The sequence below is a fragment of the Lysinibacillus antri genome (assembly GCF_003977595.1).
GTDB lineage: Bacteria > Bacillota > Bacilli > Bacillales_A > Planococcaceae > Ureibacillus > Ureibacillus antri.
The window spans coordinates 160,799-179,594 of the sequence record NZ_RYYR01000002.1; the positions used below are offsets into that span (position 1 = coordinate 160,799).

General features: G+C 34.6%; 18 protein-coding genes. 2 read left to right on the top strand and 16 right to left on the bottom strand.

Annotation, left to right across the window (positions count from 1 at the left end; translation table 11 throughout):
- Window positions 1-116 precede the first annotated feature (116 nt).
- From ytpR to EK386_RS02525, 7 genes are all read right to left on the bottom strand, one after another.
- Window positions 117-731, bottom strand: a complete 615-nt coding sequence (ytpR, locus tag EK386_RS02495; protein WP_126657433.1) for a YtpR family tRNA-binding protein — start codon at window positions 729-731, stop codon at window positions 117-119.
- On the bottom strand, window positions 728-1,543 hold the full coding sequence (locus tag EK386_RS02500) for a DUF1444 domain-containing protein (RefSeq protein WP_126657434.1): 816 nt from the start codon (window positions 1,541-1,543) through the stop codon (window positions 728-730). Before EK386_RS02500 ends, ytpR begins: the two co-directional genes overlap by 4 nt.
- Before the next feature lie 334 nt (window positions 1,544-1,877).
- A complete protein-coding gene (locus EK386_RS02505) occupies window positions 1,878-2,402 on the bottom strand; it encodes a hypothetical protein (RefSeq protein ID WP_126657435.1) in 525 nt (174 codons plus the stop codon).
- A 39-nt stretch (window positions 2,403-2,441) separates the two neighbouring features.
- Window positions 2,442-2,960: a DUF84 family protein gene (locus EK386_RS02510; RefSeq protein WP_179965988.1), complete on the bottom strand. Its 519-nt coding sequence runs from the start codon at window positions 2,958-2,960 to the stop codon at window positions 2,442-2,444.
- A 352-nt stretch (window positions 2,961-3,312) separates the two neighbouring features.
- Window positions 3,313-4,389 carry a M42 family metallopeptidase gene (locus EK386_RS02515; protein WP_126657437.1) on the bottom strand — a complete coding sequence of 359 codons (1,077 nt, stop codon included), beginning with the start codon at window positions 4,387-4,389 and terminating at the stop codon, window positions 3,313-3,315.
- Between the two features lie 90 nt (window positions 4,390-4,479).
- Window positions 4,480-6,534, bottom strand: a complete 2,055-nt coding sequence (locus EK386_RS02520; RefSeq protein WP_126657438.1) for a sensor histidine kinase — start codon at window positions 6,532-6,534, stop codon at window positions 4,480-4,482.
- Between the two features lie 16 nt (window positions 6,535-6,550).
- On the bottom strand, window positions 6,551-7,228 hold the full coding sequence (locus EK386_RS02525; RefSeq protein ID WP_126657439.1) for a response regulator transcription factor: 678 nt from the start codon (window positions 7,226-7,228) through the stop codon (window positions 6,551-6,553).
- A gap of 306 nt (window positions 7,229-7,534) precedes the next feature.
- Here EK386_RS02525 and EK386_RS02530 point away from each other — a divergent pair, with 306 nt between their 5' ends.
- Entirely contained in the window at window positions 7,535-7,849 is a 315-nt protein-coding gene (locus tag EK386_RS02530; RefSeq protein ID WP_126657440.1) for a hypothetical protein, read from the top strand.
- 53 nt (window positions 7,850-7,902) lie between these two features.
- Here EK386_RS02530 and EK386_RS02535 read toward each other — a convergent pair whose 3' ends face one another.
- From EK386_RS02535 to pepV, 6 genes are all read right to left on the bottom strand, one after another.
- Window positions 7,903-8,778: a YtnP family quorum-quenching lactonase gene (locus tag EK386_RS02535; RefSeq protein WP_126657441.1), complete on the bottom strand. Its 876-nt coding sequence runs from the start codon at window positions 8,776-8,778 to the stop codon at window positions 7,903-7,905.
- Window positions 8,779-8,802: 24 nt separating this feature from the next.
- Window positions 8,803-9,450, bottom strand: coding sequence for a tRNA (guanosine(46)-N7)-methyltransferase TrmB (trmB, locus tag EK386_RS02540; RefSeq protein WP_126657442.1), 648 nt, complete (start codon window positions 9,448-9,450; stop codon window positions 8,803-8,805).
- An 81-nt stretch (window positions 9,451-9,531) separates the two neighbouring features.
- A complete protein-coding gene (locus EK386_RS02545; protein ID WP_246027561.1) occupies window positions 9,532-10,407 on the bottom strand; it encodes a diacylglycerol/lipid kinase family protein in 876 nt (291 codons plus the stop codon).
- Between the two features lie 61 nt (window positions 10,408-10,468).
- On the bottom strand, window positions 10,469-11,467 hold the full coding sequence (locus tag EK386_RS02550; RefSeq protein WP_126657443.1) for a nuclease-related domain-containing protein: 999 nt from the start codon (window positions 11,465-11,467) through the stop codon (window positions 10,469-10,471).
- A 106-nt stretch (window positions 11,468-11,573) separates the two neighbouring features.
- A complete protein-coding gene (gene dat, locus EK386_RS02555) occupies window positions 11,574-12,437 on the bottom strand; it encodes a D-amino-acid transaminase (protein ID WP_126657444.1) in 864 nt (287 codons plus the stop codon).
- A 19-nt stretch (window positions 12,438-12,456) separates the two neighbouring features.
- Window positions 12,457-13,845: a dipeptidase PepV gene (gene pepV, locus EK386_RS02560; RefSeq protein ID WP_126657445.1), complete on the bottom strand. Its 1,389-nt coding sequence runs from the start codon at window positions 13,843-13,845 to the stop codon at window positions 12,457-12,459.
- Window positions 13,846-14,330: 485 nt separating this feature from the next.
- Here pepV and EK386_RS02565 point away from each other — a divergent pair, with 485 nt between their 5' ends.
- Window positions 14,331-14,552 (top strand): DeoR family transcriptional regulator, encoded by a 222-nt coding sequence (locus EK386_RS02565; RefSeq protein ID WP_126657446.1) that lies wholly within the window; start codon window positions 14,331-14,333, stop codon window positions 14,550-14,552.
- 157 nt (window positions 14,553-14,709) lie between these two features.
- On the opposite strand, the gene EK386_RS02570 is transcribed toward EK386_RS02565, so the two are convergent.
- The 3 genes from EK386_RS02570 to EK386_RS02580 form a co-directional block, all read right to left on the bottom strand.
- Window positions 14,710-16,194 (bottom strand): GGDEF domain-containing protein, encoded by a 1,485-nt coding sequence (locus EK386_RS02570; protein WP_126657447.1) that lies wholly within the window; start codon window positions 16,192-16,194, stop codon window positions 14,710-14,712.
- A gap of 153 nt (window positions 16,195-16,347) precedes the next feature.
- A complete protein-coding gene (locus EK386_RS02575) occupies window positions 16,348-17,061 on the bottom strand; it encodes a pseudouridine synthase (RefSeq protein WP_126657448.1) in 714 nt (237 codons plus the stop codon).
- A 12-nt stretch (window positions 17,062-17,073) separates the two neighbouring features.
- A complete protein-coding gene (locus EK386_RS02580; RefSeq protein WP_126657449.1) occupies window positions 17,074-18,684 on the bottom strand; it encodes a putative polysaccharide biosynthesis protein in 1,611 nt (536 codons plus the stop codon).
- Between the last annotated feature and the right edge of the window lie 112 nt (window positions 18,685-18,796).

Below are 18,796 nucleotides of genomic sequence, written 5' to 3' on the forward strand. Positions count from 1 at the left end.
GAGGGTCGTGACAATTTATTGTTACTACCGCAGGAGCACAGCTTTTTAGCGATATTTTATTATTAGAAGCTTAGATGTCCAGAAAGTGTAGTGCTTTCTGGACATCCCCTACCTTTTTATTTTGAAGGAATTTCGAATGGTGTACCAACTTCTGCATCATAATCTAGTACTAAAATGCCTTTTGCAGAAGGTGCATTTGGAATGGCTAATTCTTTCGCTGAGCAAAGCATTCCACTTGACGCTACTCCACGTAATTCGGAATGTTTAATTACCAATCCAGATGGCATAACGGCACCGATTTTTGCAACGACTACTTTTTGTCCCGCCTCTACATTCGGTGCGCCACAAACGATTTGTAGTATTTCATCCCCAACATTTACTTTACAAATGCTTAGCTTATCAGCATTTGGATGTTTCTCTTTTTCTTCTACATAACCAACGACAAATTTCGGTGTGAAATCGATATCTAATGAAAGATTAACACCATTTTCTTGTATAGCCGCTTCAATTTTCTCAACTAACTCAGGGCTAACTTCAACATTCCCTTGTACATCTAAATCTACATATTTACTCGCATTAAATAGATTAAATGCTTTTACTTCACCTGTAGCTTTTTCTTTTAAAATGGCAAAATCGCCAACTTGTTCAACCTCTGTATTAACAATACTTTCTGTAGCTAATTGAACTAGTAATACGTCCCCAACGAATTGCTTGTTGTATGAAATCATCATTTTTCATCTTGCTCCTTTTTTACTTTATTTTTTGCCATAATAAATATCGGCTCTAATTCGCCTTTTTCATATACAAATGATAACGATGTAATAGGTACCGCACCTACTGAGAAGAAGTGCATCGTCATTTGGGCTAGTACATCATACCCTACTTCATTCCGAATATCACCAATAATTAATACATCTTGATGAGGAACCGACAAGGTCATATCCCCTTCAATTTTAGATTCCATTTCTTTTAGGAAAGACTCATTTAAAATTCGACTGGCATCATATCCATCGTTTTCATTAATAAAATAAAACATATTACCCGCAACTTCATCTTTTTTCGTATTAGTTGGTAATTTCCGTACAGAAAATCGAGCAGCTTCTTTTATTTGATTTTCAGATATAGATAATTTTTGAAGCATGGACTCATCAATTAATCGATAAGTTGTCCCTAAATCTAATGCATAATAGATTCGCGTTTCTGCTGTATGCTCTGACGTAAGAAAAGGTTGTCCTTCATTTGATGTTAATGGAAATGACGTAGAACGAATGACCGGAAAGACATGCGATAAATCCTGGAACCCTTCAGTTTGTTCTTTTTTCATTGCCTCAAAGGTTTGTCCAATTGTATAAACTACCTCATCAATTGCCTTTTCCTTAATGGAGTGATATTTTGCTAAAATATCTGCTAAAGAAATGTCCATGCCTTTGTTTAACGATTTAAATTCCAAGCGTAATTTATCTTTTTCTTTATCAAAAATATATTCAAAATGATCCGTACCTAGTCTTAATTTTAATTGTTCAACTAATTGTTTTAATTTCAATTATTTCACTCCTTTCTAAAGAAAAGCGGAAGCACCCTCGCTCAGCCCCGAAAGAAATTGGAGACTTCCGACAAGCATGCTTGCATGCGTAGGAGGAAGTTGAAATTTCCGAGGGGCTAGGGTGCTGAAGCTAGACACTGTTCTAAGTCCAAAATTTTATAATTTCTTATTCTTAAAGAAAAGCGAAAGCCCCTGTAGCTATACACTGTTTAAATTTACACTCAAAAATAAACGGCTCACACGAAAAAGTGAACCGCATGGAAACTATATATGTAAATCATTGTACCAAAACATTTCTTTTTTCGTCGATTAGTTTAGCTTGCTTTTAGAAATCTTACTCTTTCAACTGAACAGATCGAACAATGGCCATCATATCCTCAAGCTTTGTATCGATTTTTTTCTGTTCCGTAATGGTAGATATTTTGGCCCCACCACTAGACACAATGAGTTCATAGTGCTCTTCATCCGCTTCTACAATAGCAGTAAATCCAAAAGCCTCGTCTTCTTCAATAATTTCTTCTTTTATTATTTTTTTCGTTTGGTCTTTTTTTAGTAGCTCGTAATGCAATTTACTATCTGCTTTTTCGTGTTCATTGACAAAAAGAAGATATTGGTCTTTCCCCTTAGTAAGAATTAAATTATTTGAATCATTTAAATCATCACTTTGTTTGACATTATATCTTGTTGGTACATATAGTTTTATTTCGCCAATCGTTTTATTTGTTTCTTCGGCATCTGCTTTAAATACGTTTTCTGCATTTGCTATACCGCTATCAATTTGTTCTTCAACCGTTTTACCACAACCACTAAGAACAAAAATTACCATCATCGTACATGCTAATAACCATTTATGTTTCATAGCTCGTCCTCTCTTTCTACTTTTCAATCAATACGATCATCATATATTTTTATAAAATAAATATTGTCCAATTAGCAGTTTGACAATATGCTCAAACATTTCTGTACGGTCCACTAACCCTTTTGTAAACACGCCAATTGCGCCAACATGATGTCTTGTATCTGTTTTATTTGTATATTCGTCCATAACCGGTCCTAACTCTTTGCCTAACCGCAATTCGTTCGCGATTTCTTCTGGCAGTAAAAATTGTGCACCCGCGCATGTCAAGACTGTACCATCTTTTAAGGCAATAGCCCCCCAATTACAACAATACATTAATCCATCAATCTCATGGACGCCACCTTCTAATCCAAAATTCAAGTCTGCCCGAGCAACCTGTAATGTATTTCGCGCACGATTGATTGCTCCTTGTCGCGTTTCCTCATTTGAAAAGGGCTGCTCGGAAACATTGGACGAGACTGTGTATTGCTCAAAATGAACATGATCAAAATATGTATTAACTATATTTTGAATAGCTGCTGTTTTTGCTTTATTTTTCGTTCCAATTGCTACTTGCAAAACATTCATCTCCTTATAATGAACTGCTCCAATTACGTAGACAGATAATTGTTATTAGTACTTTAAAAAGTATTGCCTAGTGCGCGGCTTACAGTGGTAGGTCGCGTTTTCTAACTTTAGTTGACTTCCTAAGCGTTACGTATTTTACTGTTTCCTATTAAATTAAACAAATTTGTAATGCAAAAAATTATTAGCCTTTTGACACTTAATGGTAAACTTATTTACTTTTTAGAAAGCCTCATTGAAATTTTAAAAAGCATACGTTCTTATTCATATTTTTAATAAGCGTATAATAGGACGTCCGCCGCAATAAAAAAGATGCCAGTTACGGCATCTTTTTACTCTCTCTATTTTAAGCATTCTTGATGATTGTTTCAACCGTTGTTCGATCAAGGGATTTGATTAGTTTTACCAGTAATTCTTTTGCAGCTGCATAATCATCCACATGAATAATAGAGGCCGCCGTATGGATATAGCGAGAGCAAATACCAATCACTGTACTTGGAATCCCTTCATTCGATACGTGTACACGTCCTGCATCTGTTCCACCTTGGGATACAAAATATTGGTATGGAATGTCGTTTGATTCAGCTATATCTAGGACAAATTCACGTAACCCTCTATGTGTCACCATCGTTGGATCATAAATTCGTAATAATGGTCCTTTTCCTAGCTGACCAAATTGTGTTTTATCTCCAGTTGTATCGTTTGCCGCTGATGCATCCAAGGCAAAGAAGATATCGGGTTTGATCATATTCGCTGAAACTTGCGCACCCCGAAGTCCCACTTCTTCCATTACATTTGCACCTGAGTAAAGATGATTTACTACTTCTTCATCCTTTAATTCTTTTAACAATTCAATTGCAAGTCCACATCCATAGCGGTTATCCCATGCTTTTGCCATAATTTTTTTAGGATTCGCCATAATCGTAAACGGACAGATTGGAATGATGGATTGGCCTGGACGTATTCCCATTTTTAGGGCATCCTCTTTACTATCCGCACCCACATCAATTAACATATCCTTTATTTCGGTTGTTTTATTTTTGTCAGTCCCTCTTAATAAGTGAGGTGGAATTGACGCAATCACACCAGAAATTTCTTGTTCTTTTGCATAAACTGTTACTCTTTGTGCCTGCAATACTTGATTAGACCAGCCACCTAACGTTTGAAAACGAATCATTCCATTTTCGGTAATGTTTGATACCATAAAAGAAACTTCATCCATATGACCTGCAACTAAAATTTTAGGCGCATTGGCATCTTTCGCTTTTCGTACTCCAAAAATACCACCAAGGTTATCTTGAATAATTTCATCCGAATATTTTTCAAGCTCACGACGCATAAACTGTCGTACTACGCCTTCATCCCCAGGCGCACCTGGTAATTCAGTTAATGTCTTAAATAATTGTAAAGTTTCAGTATTCACGAAGAACACTCCCTATTCCAAGTTTAATATGTTCTTTATTTTACCATAGATAAAGTTCGGAACACGAATTATCTTCCTCTAACTTATCCTTTAAGCATGTTCTAAATTAGACGCATTATCCCTTTCAATTCCCATTGCACGAGTTGTCGGGATAGTAAAAGTAAAAGTACTTCCTTTCCCTATTTCACTTGTAACAAAGATTTCCCCGTAATGACTTTTAATGATTTCTTTACATATAGATAATCCTATGCCTGTACTTTTACTATTTGTACTGTCATTCCCCTTAAAAAATTTTGTGAATAAGTTCTGAATTAGATGCGGCTCGATTCCTCTACCAGTATCAATAATCGACACTGATACATATGGCTCACAATTAACTTCAACGGTAATATGACCAGTCGCTGTATTTTTCATTGCATTGCGAATTAAATTAATAAATACTTGTTCTATTCGAATCGGATCAATTTGTATAAGGACGTTTTCGCAATTTGTTTCTTTAAAGAAAAATTCTAGTCCTAATTGGGTCACTTCATAATGATATTTTTGAAATAATTTCCTAAAAAATGAAACGGGTTCTACTTGTTCAAAATAAAATTTATATTGGCCTAGTTCTAACAAGGACAATTCAAATAAATCATCCAACATTCTTTCCATAAAAGTTGTTTCATCATAGATTAGTTTTGTATGTTTATTTTGTTCATCTAGAATGACACCATCAATCATTCCTTTAGAGTAACTCTTAATGGTCGTTAAAGGACTTCTCATTTCATGGGAAATTGTACTAATTAACTCTAACCGCGCATCAAGAGCATGTTGTAATTGATGGTTTATTTGAACAATTTCTTTCGTACGACTTTCTACTTTTTGTTCTAAGCTTGCGTTTGCTTTTTTTAGTTGTTCCTTTAACATTTCTTCCTGATTAAATGTAAACGATATTCTAGCTGATAATAATAGCGCTTGTAAAAATACATAGATTAGTAAACCGAGTGGCGTTAAATCCATCGTTTGTATAAAATTTAAATAGTACAATATGTCATTTACTACTAAAATAAAAAATAGTAAGATCGCAATAAAATTATAGATATAAGCTTTTTCTTGTCGATTTATTGCATAAAATGATTTTATCGCTAAATTAAGAAAGATTAAAATAATGATGAGTGAATAGTACGGAAATATTAATGTATGAATTTTACCTGGAGTCATTAATACGAAAAGCGTTAGTAAAGTATGGATGACAACAACTAAATATAAATATTTTTTTCTATGTTGTAATCCTAAGAAATAATACAGATAAAAATTAAAACAAGTTAAAGAAAAGTACGTACTAATATATTCTACCTTTTGCATTACTTCCCACGAAGGACTTGTAAGGAGAAAACTCGTCATATGCCCTTCTAAAAATAGCATTCTCACTGCTAATCCAAAACAGGATAGGCTGAAAAATAAACTTATTTTTTCTTTTCTTCTAAAGAAATACATAACGAAATGGTAAATACTTATAAAGAGCAATCCACCAACAATTAAACCGTTTGTAATATAATAATTCTTGTTTTTATTTACTAACGCTTGTTGATCTCCAAATTCAACAGTTGACCAAATCCCGCTTTTTCTTTGTGAAAAATTTGATACTTGAATGACAATTTCAACCTTTTCTTGCTCCGGGATAAAGGTAACTAGGTTTAATGAATTTGAAGCGACTGATGTTTTTTCAGTCGTCCCAACCGTTCCCGATCCCTCCATTTCATTTCCGTTAATCCATAGTTTATAGGAGGATGCAATATTGGGGAGCGCAATCGCTTTTACCCTTCCCTTTGAACTTTCCGAAAGTAAAATTGTTAACCGGTACGTAGCAAATCCAAAGCTCGAAAGTTGTTTTCCGTTATGGACAACATCCTTCCACTGATGAGGAACCTGTGTATACATTTTGGACACTGATCTATTTTGAAAATCTTCAGGGGTTAACAACTCATTCCAATAGAACTCCCACTTACCGTTTAATTTATAAGGTCCTCCATCATTGTTAGAAAGATCTAGAACACCTTTTTCAGCGTTACTAGAAGAGCCATAAGCAACGGGAGATCGCGGTAAGAAAATTATTACTATTACTACGACTACCGCCATAAATATTATCCATTGTTTTTTCATAATTTTCCCCTCAGTTCTATTCGATTACAAATTTATAACCAAATCCTCGAACTGTCTGAATGTATTTTGGATTGTTCTTATCTTCTTCAATTTTTTTCCTTAGCGTACTTATATGAACTGTTACTGTCTTCAGATCTGACACAGCATCATATCCCCAAATTGCATCATAAAGCGATTCGGTTAACAAAACTTGATTTTTATGTTTCACCATATAAAACAGGAGCATTTTTTCTTTTACTGAAAGGTCGAGCAGTTGTCCATTTTTTGTCACTGTCGCATCATTAAAATTTATTATCAAATTGCCAATTTTCAGAATATCAAAACTACTATTTTCTAACCTTTTTAAATTCGCTTTAATTCTTACAATAACTTCAGCAGGATCGAAAGGCTTCGTAATATAGTCATCACCCCCAACTTCAAAACCGTATATTAATTTATCTTTAGATTTCTCGCCCGTAATAAAAAATAAAATACCATTTGATTGTGAACGGTATTTTTTCGCAAGGTCAAAGCCAGAATAATCAGGTAAATTAAGATCTAAAATTAAAACATCTGGCAAAATATTATGAATTAGTTCCAAACCGTTTTGTCCATTTAATGCAACATTTACATTGAATTGTTCTCTCTCCAAATATAGTTTCAATATTTCAATCGTTTTTATATCATCTTCTATAATTCCAATTTTAATAGTCATTCAATCACCTCGCTCATGTTATTTACAAAGAGACTGTATAAAAAGTGTATTCGTAAGTTCTACTTAAAATCCTAAAATTATATTACTTTCAACTGTTATCTATTATAATATAAAAATCTACTATATAAAATTAATATAGTATAAATTTACAATATTGAAAATCATCAAAAAGAGATTTAATTTATCACTTTCAATTGTATAGATCATCTTCTACGTTCATGAATATGTAAGTAAAACCCTACTGAAGTACAAGACTTCTTTTATATTTGGTGTTAAAATAAGGAATAATTCAAAGGAGGATGGCACATGAAATTACGAGATTTTTTAATTGGGGTAGCGACAGGCCTTGCTGCAGCCGTAGTTATTAAAGAAGCTTCAGAGAGAATTTCACCATTTATACCTGCTAATCAAGTACTAAATAATGTAAAATTAGAATTTAAAAAAGAAACTCCTATTGATGGCTCGTGGATTTATATGAAACCTGAAGATTTTAGTAATGGCATTTCAACCATTCCTGTATATCGAGGAGGAATTTCAAGAGTCATCGAAGGCGAGATGGAAACATTCGAGTTTGCCGCAGACGCACGCTCAGGGGTAATTGTCGAATTAATTAAATCCTAAGTAAGATGGAAAATAAAAATGGAGACAAAGAATTTCCCTTTGCCTCCATTTTTTTATGCATTTGTTTGGAATTGAATTTCTGCTTGTTTACTACGTTTTAATGATGCCACCACTTCTTTACCATCTGGTGCCCATTGAATCATACGATAATAAGCATCATGATAAAAAATAAATTTATAATTATTCGCAAGGGCCTCTTTCATGATTTTCTCTTTAGCAAAGACACTTGACATTGGATAATCATCATATGCCATTACCCATAGCGGATTTTGGTGAGCATGTGTTGCCATAATGTCTGCCATATGAAGGATTGTCTCTCCGTTTTGTACGAATTTAATGATTGCATGCCCATTGCTATGGCCGCCTGTATGAATCATTTCCAGACCTGGAGCAATCGTAATCGCGTCCGTAAAGGTTTCCACTTGGTGTTGTACTGGCTCCCAGTTTTCTTTCCAGTACGTATTTTTTGAACGAATATTTGGATTTCTCATTTCTTCCCATTCAATTTCAGTTGTATAAATTTTTGCTTTTGGGAAAGTAGAAACAAGTTCTTCGCCTTCCCAACGTGTTAGTCCACCTGCATGATCAAAATGCAAATGCGTCATTAATATAACATCAATATCATTTGTTGTTAATCCTAGCTGTTCTAAGCTTTCTAAAACTTTTGACTCTTCTGTTACCCCATAGTTGCGCAGTTGTTTTTCTGTTAACTTATTAAACCCAACGCCACTATCAATTAAATAATTTTTCCCCTCATATTGTAAAAGGATAGGTTCACAAGCGAGCTCCACTTGATTTTTGTCATTTACAGGGTATTTCCGTGACCATAATGGTTTTGGTACGACCCCGAACATTGCTCCGCCATCTAGTGATGTAACGCCCCCATCAAGCCATGTAAATGACATATTGTGAAATTGTAGTTGATCCATAAATTTCTCCCCCTTAGTATAATACTACTTAGATAAAAACTGAGATTCTAACCTATAAATCGGCTGACCTTTTGCGGAGAATTTCTCTTCATATTCGGTCATAATGTTATCTTCTGGCATATTCGCATGTAAATCAAGGGATACGTATTTTAGCAACATCCCATATTCAGACATGCTGATTAATGAATACTCAAATAATGCGCGGTTGTCTGTTTTAAAATGGATTTCACCGTTATCAATTAGAATTGACTCATATAATTTCAAAAATCCTTCGTGTGTTAAACGACGCTTTGCATGTCTCGTTTTTGGCCATGGATCTGAGAAATTCAAGTAAACACGACTTACATCGTTTTTAGCGAAAAATTTATTTAAATCTGCTCCATTTACTTTTAATAAACGTAAATTCGGAGGCGTATTTGCTTCTAAAATTTTTTCTAACGCACATACAATCACGCTATCATATAATTCGATTCCGATATAATTGATATCGGGGTTTGCTTGTGCCATACCTGTGACGAATTGTCCTTTTCCTGTACCTACTTCAATATGTAATGGATTGTCATTACCAAAAACTTGTTGCCAATTGCCTTTATGTTCTTCTGGGTTTGGAATAATGATTTCTGGATGACTTGTAATAAATTCATCTGCCCATGGTTTATTTCGTAATCTCACTTGCTGTCTCCTCATTTCTGCACTTGTTGAAAATTTTCTTTTATTATATCTGAAATATCTAGATTTTTCATAATTGCTCTATTAATTTGCTAAATTCCAGCTTTTTTTACGTACTTCATATTCGACGGTAGTTTCATTTGTTTCCATCGTAATTGTTTCGCCATCTGTATGGCACATCGTTTCTCCCTGTGCATGGAGAATAAATTTTTCTCCATTTATTTGGTGGACTTCTTTTAATCGTGTATGCGCACCGAAAAATACAGAAAGAAACAATAATAAAAACTTAACTTTTGAAAGATTGGACACGATTGTCATTTCCAACAGTCCATCATTCGTAATGGAATTCGGTGATATTTTCATACCTCCACCAAAATACGGTTGATTACTAATTGTAGCAAACCAAACATTTTCATAACGTTTTATAGTTCCATCTACGCTCACTTTTAAATCAAATAATTTAAAATTTACCAAACTATATACTACATAATAGACATAGCTAAGCTTTCCTAGCCCTATTTTGTTCATGCGACGTTTGAAGTTAGAAAGATTGGCTTGATAGGCAACAAAAGCATCGAATCCGATTCCACTATTGTTCATAAAACTTTTTTGTATCGTTTCATTTAAAACCATGACACCGCTATCTACTTGTTGTATGGTTCTGTTTGAATTTAATACAAATTGTTCGATTTGATTTACATCGTGAAATGTAGCAAATCCTCGTGAAAAATCATTGCCGGAGCCTGCACTGACAGAACCCACAAAAACATTAGAAAACCCGATGACACCATTGATGACTTCATGGATTGTGCCATCCCCACCAATGGCAATAATAAGTAAATCTTCATTTTTTAATCGGGAATGTTGTGATACTGTTTGGGCGATTTCCGTTGCATGGCCACTATATTGCGTCACATGATACGAAAAAGGGATTTTTAGTTTTTTTGAATCTCTTGCCAAACTTTCTTCCCCTTCCCATTGCCAGCAAATTCATTCACAATGAACTGTAAATTCAATTCAATTACTCCTCATGTTTTTCTGTATTCCAAATGTCACGATTAAAGGATGTTGTTTGCACCGTTTGTAAAATCGCTTGAGCAGCACGTATTTGCATATGCTTCATTGGGGATGAGGATCGTTTTAATTGCATAAACCATTTAGGAAATTCTCGTTTATCTGTAAATTGGATATTATAAACCGTTCCTGGGTAATCGATATAGCCATTTCTAGTTAGAAGTACTTTTCGAATGGGCATTTCAACATTGTTCGATACAAACGTTTGCGAAATAATGGATTCCATTCGATTTAACTGGATTAAAGGATTTAACATCTTTTTATCTTCTTTACCCACTTTTTTAATCCAAAAACGTTCACTATTCCCAACATAAACTGCCATATTTTCTTGTTCCACTACTGTAATACAGATACACTCGGTTGGCGTCAATAGGACAATATCTAATTCAACCGGTGCTTTTTTCACTTTGATAATTGGATAATAAAAAACAAGATAACTATCCGGTAATTGCTGCAGCATATTTCTCAAAAGGGAATCTCTTAGAAATCTAGGATCAACATAGGATTTTTCTCTTAATGTTGAACTCGCCCACTTAAGTTGAAAATGAAAAAATTGATCGATAAACATTCGTTTTAATTCGTCTAATGTTTGAGGTTGATACACTATTTTTGGCTCAAAAAATAGTGTCGTTTCTTCTTCTGGTATTTCATCCTCATTCGTCAATTCATTAGAGACATCCATTTCTTCAAGATCTTCCTCAATTGTTGGGCTTTCACGTTTAAATATTAGTTTTTTAAAGAAGGAAAAACGGTCCTTTTCTTTTGGTTCGACAACATCCTCTTGCGTTTCAATATGCTCCCAATCCGGAAGTGTTTCACCTGTTTGCCATTGATGCTTCACTCGATCCCATTGATTTTTCTTTAAGCGAACAAATTGCGTTGGATACCGTGTTAAATCGATTTGATATCTTGAAATATAATCTTGAAGTTTTACTAATTGAGCCAATTAAAACACCCCTATCCTCTACTACCACTATTTTAATTTTACATGAGGATTTGAAAAAAAAATAGTGGATAGCCGTAACACATACGAACTAGCCACTAAATTGATCCTATTCAATACTCTTCACTTGAAAAGATTGTGGAATTTTTGTTTCAAATTGTTTTTGTAATTTTTTTGTCCACTCACCAATTTGCGAGTGATTGATTGGATTTCCATCAATTTCAGTTACCGGCGTAATTTCAGAAGTAGTCGAGGAAACAAACACTTCATCCATTTTTAGAACTTGTGCTTTTGTGAAGGCTTCTTCCTTTACCGGAAGCCCAATCTCCTTCGCACATGCTAAAATTACACCGCGCGTTATACCATTTAGTATAAGATTATCAATAGGATGCGTATAAAGAATCCCATCTTTCACTCCAAATACATTTGTAGACGATCCTTCTGTTATGATGTCCCCGCGATGTAAAATCGCTTCATAGCATCCTTTTTCATGGGCTTCTTGTTTCGCTAAAACGGCACCCAGTAAGTTCAATGATTTAATATCACAGCGTAACCATCGAACATCCTCTACAAAAGTAGCCTTTACGCCCTTTTCCTTATTTTCAAAAGGTCGTGGTGATTCTTTTACATTTGCCGTCAACACAGGAAGTATCGTATCGCCTGGAAATTGATGAAGACGCGGTGCAGTACCTCTTGTAATTTGAAAATACAGATTCCCCGTATTTAATTCATTTGCTTCTATTAAATCGTGCAACAGTTTGTGTAGTTTATCTTTTGTATAAGGAATCGTAAGACGAATTTTTTCGGCACTTACATAAAAACGGTCGATATGCTCTTTTGCTGTAAACATTTCACCATCGTATACTTTAATCACTTCATAAACGCCATCACCAAATTGATAACCCCGATCTTCCTTATCAATAACGACTTCATGATCCTTTACAATTTTATCGTTCCATAATGTATACCCCATCAATATTCCCCTCTCAAAATTACTTAGCTAGCTCAACAATTGCTTCAGCATAAATAGCTGCAGCCTTAATCAAGTTGTCAATTACAACAAATTCATCTGCTTGGTGAGCAACATCTGGCTCGCCAGGGAAGAGCATGCCAAAAGCAACCCCTTTTTTCATTACTCTCGCATAGGTACCCCCACCAGTAGATAGAGGTTTTGACAAATCGTTTGTATACCGTCTATATACGGAAAGTAAAGTTTGTACTAGTTCATCTTCTTCAGGTACATAATGTGGAGATGAATTTGAAATGACATCGAGAGCAAACCCATAATCAGAGACTTTTTTCCCAGCCACTGTTATTTTTTCCTCAAACGGATAGGTAACAGAATATCTTAAACTTACTTGGACTTTAGCGCCCTTTTCGTGATGGAATAAAATAACACCTGGGTTTAATGTTGTTTGACCGGACATGTCATCATGATGATTCAAATTCAGTTGTGTACCAAAGTGATCTCCATCAAATACATCCACAATAAACGAAACAAATTGTTGACTTGCTTTCGTCGTTAATTGATCCTTTAAAAATTTTGCAAGTAATACACCAGCATTTACACCCTTCTCTGGCTCCATCGCATGTGCGGACTTACCGTTTACCGTAATAATATATTTGTCACCATCTTTATTTATTGACCCTTGCAAACTATTTTTTTGTAAATATTCTTCATACTGTTCTATGAGATCACTCGTGACATGTTGAACAATGGCCTTCGCTACATCAGGGACCATATTGGAACGTCTACCAGATTGAAATGCGACAAGTTGTTCCTCACGAGTAATTTGTTGATTAAGTGAAAAATCTAATAAGGCAATCCCCTTTTCGGCATTAATAAGAGGGAAATCCGCGTCAGGAGCAAAACCGATCGTAGGCATTTCTTCTTTTTTAAAATAACGATCCACACAACGGAAACCACTCTCTTCATCTGTTCCAATGATTATCCGCACACGTTTTTTTAAGTTGATCCCTGCATCCTTTACCAGCTTCATTGCGAGCCAAGCCGCGATTGTAGGTCCTTTATCATCAATTGCACCACGTCCATATAGTTTTCCATTGTTGATTTCACCTTTAAATGGTGGATACGTCCAAGCGTCTCCTGAAGGTACCACATCAACATGACATAAAAGACCAATAAGTTCTTCCCCTTGTCCCATTTCAATATGACCTGCTACATTATCGATATTTTTCGTAATGAAACCTTGTTCCTCACCCTTTTTAAGCATAAATTGTAACGCTTCTAATGGACCCGGACCAAATGGCGCGTCTTCTGTAGCATTCGATTCATCCAGTACACTTTCAATTTGAATTAACTGTTTCAATTCAGAAAGTAATTCATCCTGTCGAGATTGTGCAAGTTTCAACCAATCCATTTATTCGACCTCCAAAAATAATTAATTTCGCATTGGCAAAATTGGTTTTGAGTTGCGCTTTGTTCATTAACTCGAATTAAATTGTTAAAAACTTTTCATTCACCATCATTACTCCAGAGTGAGATAACGATATTTTACTCTTTCTAACGGAAAGTACAAGCAATTTAGTCATAATTCCACATTCGTATAGCGTATCATTTAGAAATGTCATAGCCTGACCCAAATGACAGAACATTTCAATATTACTTAATCTTTCTATATTTGCATAAAAACTATTGTAAAAATTATATTAATTGACAGAGAATTATGGAAAAATTAATAGTTTACTGATATAATGGCGTTGTCAAGTTAATAGTTTGACAAAAAAATTAAATAAAAAGGGGATGTCTAAGGCAGAAATTTAAACAGCCGAATGAGCAAACCTCTGCTATTGTCTTTTTGCTAGTCTTTGCCATGAGAATTAAGATCGAAGGAGTGGTTCATTTATGAAACCAACTACGGATAGAATGCTTAATCGTATTAAAGACGTGTACATGTTTATCCTTAATAAGGGGACGGTGTCTACACAGGATTTAGTCGAAGAGTTCAACATCACTCCTCGCACCATTCAAAGAGATTTGAATGTGTTAGCCTTCAACGATTTGGTTATTAGTCCAAGTCGTGGTAAATGGACAACGACGAAGAAGAAAGTTAAAATGACATCTTAGAATTTTTGAATAGATAGTTTATTCCGCAATATAAAACACGGTTTACCCACATATGCGGAAATCAAAATTCAACATTGCAAAATTTATGGAAAATTATTTATTCTTCTCAGTATAAAAAAGAATGACCTTTCGTCGGGGTCATTCTTTTTCTTTTTATTCAGTTAATAACATATTGATCCTTACCTGCATTTTTTGCTTTATAAAGTGCTTCATCGGCCCGATTAAACAATTTATGCCCTTCTTCTCCCGTTTTTATAAGGGTGCCACCCACACTAACTGAGAGAACTTCCCATATTTCACTTTGTAAATTTTTATTTTTTGACCCACGGAAACTTCTTATTACTTCACTCGCGAAATGATTTAAATGTTCTTCTGAAGCATTCGGTATAACAATGGCAAACTCGTCCCCACCTAGTCTCGCAACAAATCCTTGTTTTTTCGCTACAGTTTGCAGGAGCTTAGCTGCTTCCATTAATACTTCGTCACCCTTTGCATGTCCAAACTTGTCATTCACCTTTTTAAAGTTATCTAAATCCACGAGCAAAAGTCCAAATGATTTTCGATTCCATCCAGTTAATTTTTCTATATAATTCATATAGGATGCTCTGTTATGAACACCCGTTAATGGATCATACTTCGCTAAATTAAAGGTTTTCGATAATATTTTAATAAAAACCATTAACATAAATAGGGAAATAAAGAAAGATATGGTTAATAGCTTCCAAAATTGTTCCGTATTCTGTTTTAATAATGCTAATTCATGGCCGTTATCGTATTTAACATAAATTACCCTTTTGGTAGAATCTCCCCGTTGATGCGTTGCTTCATACGGTAAAAATCGGAATGTTTCGATCAGTCCACCCTCTTTTTCAATCGTATATTCAACAGGCTCCATCGTCATACGAGCTTTTTCAAAATGCTCTTTAAACTTCGTAGGCATATCTTTTACGGATGTCACTGAAGTCTTTACAAGGGCATCATTTAAAAAGTATCCTCCCGCATTCATAATTTTTACGTCTAGCAAATCTTCATATTTATCAACTAAGTAATTTGCTGTCCGTACAAAATTAAATTGTCTAAATACAGGGATTGTCTTCGTACTAACACTTAGTTCAAAAAGGTACTTATCATCTGGTGTACCCAAATAACTATATTTATTTATTTCCCCCGTTGTAGTAGAAACATCAATTCCATCCGAGTAAAACAATCCCGATTTTCTACGATGATCTAACAATGATGAAAATTCGGTGCAACAGGCAGAAAAGTTTAATCCTAAGTCTTGTTGAAATGTCGTATGTATAACAGTATTGGCTTCATCAAGTATGTAAATTTCAAAACCTTGTTTACCCTTCATCGCTTCAAGATCCCAATCCATTACATTTGGGTTCATTTCATACTTTTTCACCATATCTCTTAAAAATTGTTCCATTTCTCTTGATATTTCGATATCTAAATAATAATGGGCGATATCTACAGAACGCATGTCATTGAGAATATGATCTTCTATTAATTCTCTATTACTCACTTCTTGTTCTTGTATATCCGTTATTAACATTTGGCGGTTAATATACGAAATGGTACTAACAACAATGATTGCAAATAGTACTAATCCAAGTAAAAGCTTCATTCTCAAATTGTTCATTTAGTCATATCCTTATGTCAATTTAACTTGTTACTTTATCTCTACTTTAAAATTGTAATTTTCAAATTACTTTTTTGCAACTTGCTCCGCATAAAATACTAGATTCAAACAAAAGACGCTCTAATAAATGAGTTATTAGAACGCCTTCTTTTATTATAGGTTATTCATAAGTGATTGAAGTTCCTCTTCTGTCAACTCTCGATAATCCCCAAGTTCTAACGTTTCATCAAGGTGTAAATTCCCCATCGATCGTCGTTTTAAATACGTTACTTTTTTCCCTACCGATTCAAACATTCGCTTCACTTGATGAAATTTACCTTCCTGAATCGTTAATTCAATTTCAGATTGATTCCCTGAATTTAATATGACAAGATGTCCAGGTTTTGTGACGTACCCATCGTCAAGTTCGACACCTTGTTTAAACGCCTGAACGTCTTCCTCTGTAACAACTCCATCAATCGTTGCATAATACGTTTTAGGCACATGTTTTTTCGGTGAAAGTAAATTATGTGCTAATTGACCATCGTTTGTAATTAATAACAAGCCTTCTGTATCTTTATCTAGACGTCCTACTGGGAATGGTTTAAAGTGCTGCGCGAGTGGGTCCAACAGATCAATGACCGTTTTATCATAATTGTCCTCAGTGGCTGAGATGACGCCTGGTGGTTTATTCATCATTAAATAAATAAACTCTGTGTATTGTACATGCTCACCGTACACACTAACATGCTGCACATCCGGGTTTACATGAATACTCGCATCTTTAACAACTTCTCCATCAATCGTTACTGCTTTTTGCTTTAATAATTGCTTTACTTCTTTTCGAGATCCAAATCCCATATTTGACAATAATTTATCTAAACGCAAAGTTACACCGCCCTATTTAAAACCAAATTTATTCGCTAGTTTCGTTAATTTTTCACCCAATAACTTTTGTGCTAAACCTAATCGGAAAGATAAATATCCATAGACAGCTGCCCCTACGCCCATACAAAGTAATAAATAGAGCGCCGCAATCAGTTTATTTGATGGTTCGGCAATAAGATACAAGCCTTTATTTGTAAGGAATACAGCAATGGCCATAATCAACGTTAATATACAGATTAATATCACTCTTCTATACACCAATTTTGAACGATATTGTAGGACACGGTGAATGACAGCAATATTGATTACGATTGTAACTAAATAACCAATTGTAGTTGCTAAAATAGCCCCGTCCACTTCCATTAATTTGATGAGTGGTTGATTTAATACAAGCTTCACTAATATCCCTGTTAGTAAGCTAAAAATAATCCATTTCTGATAATCGATCCCTTGTAAAATAGCCGCTGTCACAGAAAATAGAGCAAATAAAATAGCAACTGGTGCATAATGCGCAAGCACCATGGCACCCATCTCGTCTTGTTCATAAAGTACATGGTAAATATCAGTAGCTAATATCGTGATCCCGATACTAGCCGGTATTGTAATAAACAACAGTACTTGGTACGTTTTATTCATTGCGGCTCTTAAAGCATTAAATTCTCCTAACGTATAGTAATTTGTAATCGTCGGAATTAATGCCATTGAAAAGCCAGTAGCTAACATCACTGGTATGATCACAATTTTATGGGTTAAAAAATTCAACATATTTAAATACAGATCGGTTACTTTTGCTAAGCCAATTGAGTTCATTGCACTATTAAACGTAAGCATATCTACTAATTGAAATAATGGATTCGCTAACCCAACAAAAACAATTGGGATTGAATATTGTAAAATTTCTCTGTAAATATTTTTATACGATAGTTCTTCTGAAGGTACAGATGTTTGAAGAAATTCATTCAATTCTGGCTTTAACCTTTTCCAGTAGTAGTAAAGAATGAATAAACCTCCAATCGCACCAACGAAAGCTGCAAACACCGAAAACTTAATGGCCGTTTCTGGTGTACCTTTGAATAATACAACAACAACAAATGATCCCCCAAGTAACACCATAATGCGAACGATTTGTTCTACTAATTGAGAGACGGATGTAGGCATGTAATGATTGTAGCCTTGAAAGAAACCTCTTATTAAGCTCATAATAGGAACAGCAAGCAATGCAAAGCTAACCCAACGAATAACCGAAGCAATTTGTTCAACTGTAAACATTTGCTCTTCATCTTTAATAACAATATTGGCTATAGGGGTTGCTAATAGATTTAATAGGATGAAAGAAAGAAGGCCCGTTATGCTCATAACTAGAACGCCCGATTTAAAAAGTCGTCGCCCCGCCTCATAGTCTCCTATTGCGTTATACTTTGACACAAATTTTGACACTGCTAACGGTAACCCTGATATCGCAATCGACAACATGATACTATAGGGAATGTAAGCATAGGAGTATAAAGGGATATTTTCTTTTCCCACAATTGAATAAAATGGGAAAATATAAATTAACCCTAGAACTTTCGATAAAAACAATCCAATTGTTAAGATCGCAGTTCCTTTCATTAATGAAGACATAAAAACATTCCAATCTTTATGAAATTGCGAAGTAAAAAGTTGTATGTATAAACATTCGTTAAATTTGCTTCTTTTGCCCCAAAAAAGATTTAACGCATGCAATGAAACGAAA

Coding starts and splice junctions, on each gene's coding strand:
- EK386_RS02535 (WP_126657441.1), bottom strand. CDS start 8,778: ATGGATCAACTACAATTTCACAATATGTCATTTACATGGCTTGATGGG.
- EK386_RS02565 (WP_126657446.1), top strand. CDS start 14,331: ATGAAACCAACTACGGATAGAATGCTTAATCGTATTAAAGACGTGTAC.
- EK386_RS02520 (WP_126657438.1), bottom strand. CDS start 6,534: ATGAAAAAACAATGGATAATATTTATGGCGGTAGTCGTAGTAATAGTA.
- EK386_RS02505 (WP_126657435.1), bottom strand. CDS start 2,402: ATGAAACATAAATGGTTATTAGCATGTACGATGATGGTAATTTTTGTT.
- ytpR (WP_126657433.1), bottom strand. CDS start 731: ATGATGATTTCATACAACAAGCAATTCGTTGGGGACGTATTACTAGTT.
- EK386_RS02570 (WP_126657447.1), bottom strand. CDS start 16,194: ATGAACAATTTGAGAATGAAGCTTTTACTTGGATTAGTACTATTTGCA.
- EK386_RS02525 (WP_126657439.1), bottom strand. CDS start 7,228: ATGACTATTAAAATTGGAATTATAGAAGATGATATAAAAACGATTGAA.
- EK386_RS02580 (WP_126657449.1), bottom strand. CDS start 18,684: ATGTCTTCATTAATGAAAGGAACTGCGATCTTAACAATTGGATTGTTT.
- dat (WP_126657444.1), bottom strand. CDS start 12,437: ATGGGGTATACATTATGGAACGATAAAATTGTAAAGGATCATGAAGTC.
- pepV (WP_126657445.1), bottom strand. CDS start 13,845: ATGGATTGGTTGAAACTTGCACAATCTCGACAGGATGAATTACTTTCT.
- EK386_RS02530 (WP_126657440.1), top strand. CDS start 7,535: ATGAAATTACGAGATTTTTTAATTGGGGTAGCGACAGGCCTTGCTGCA.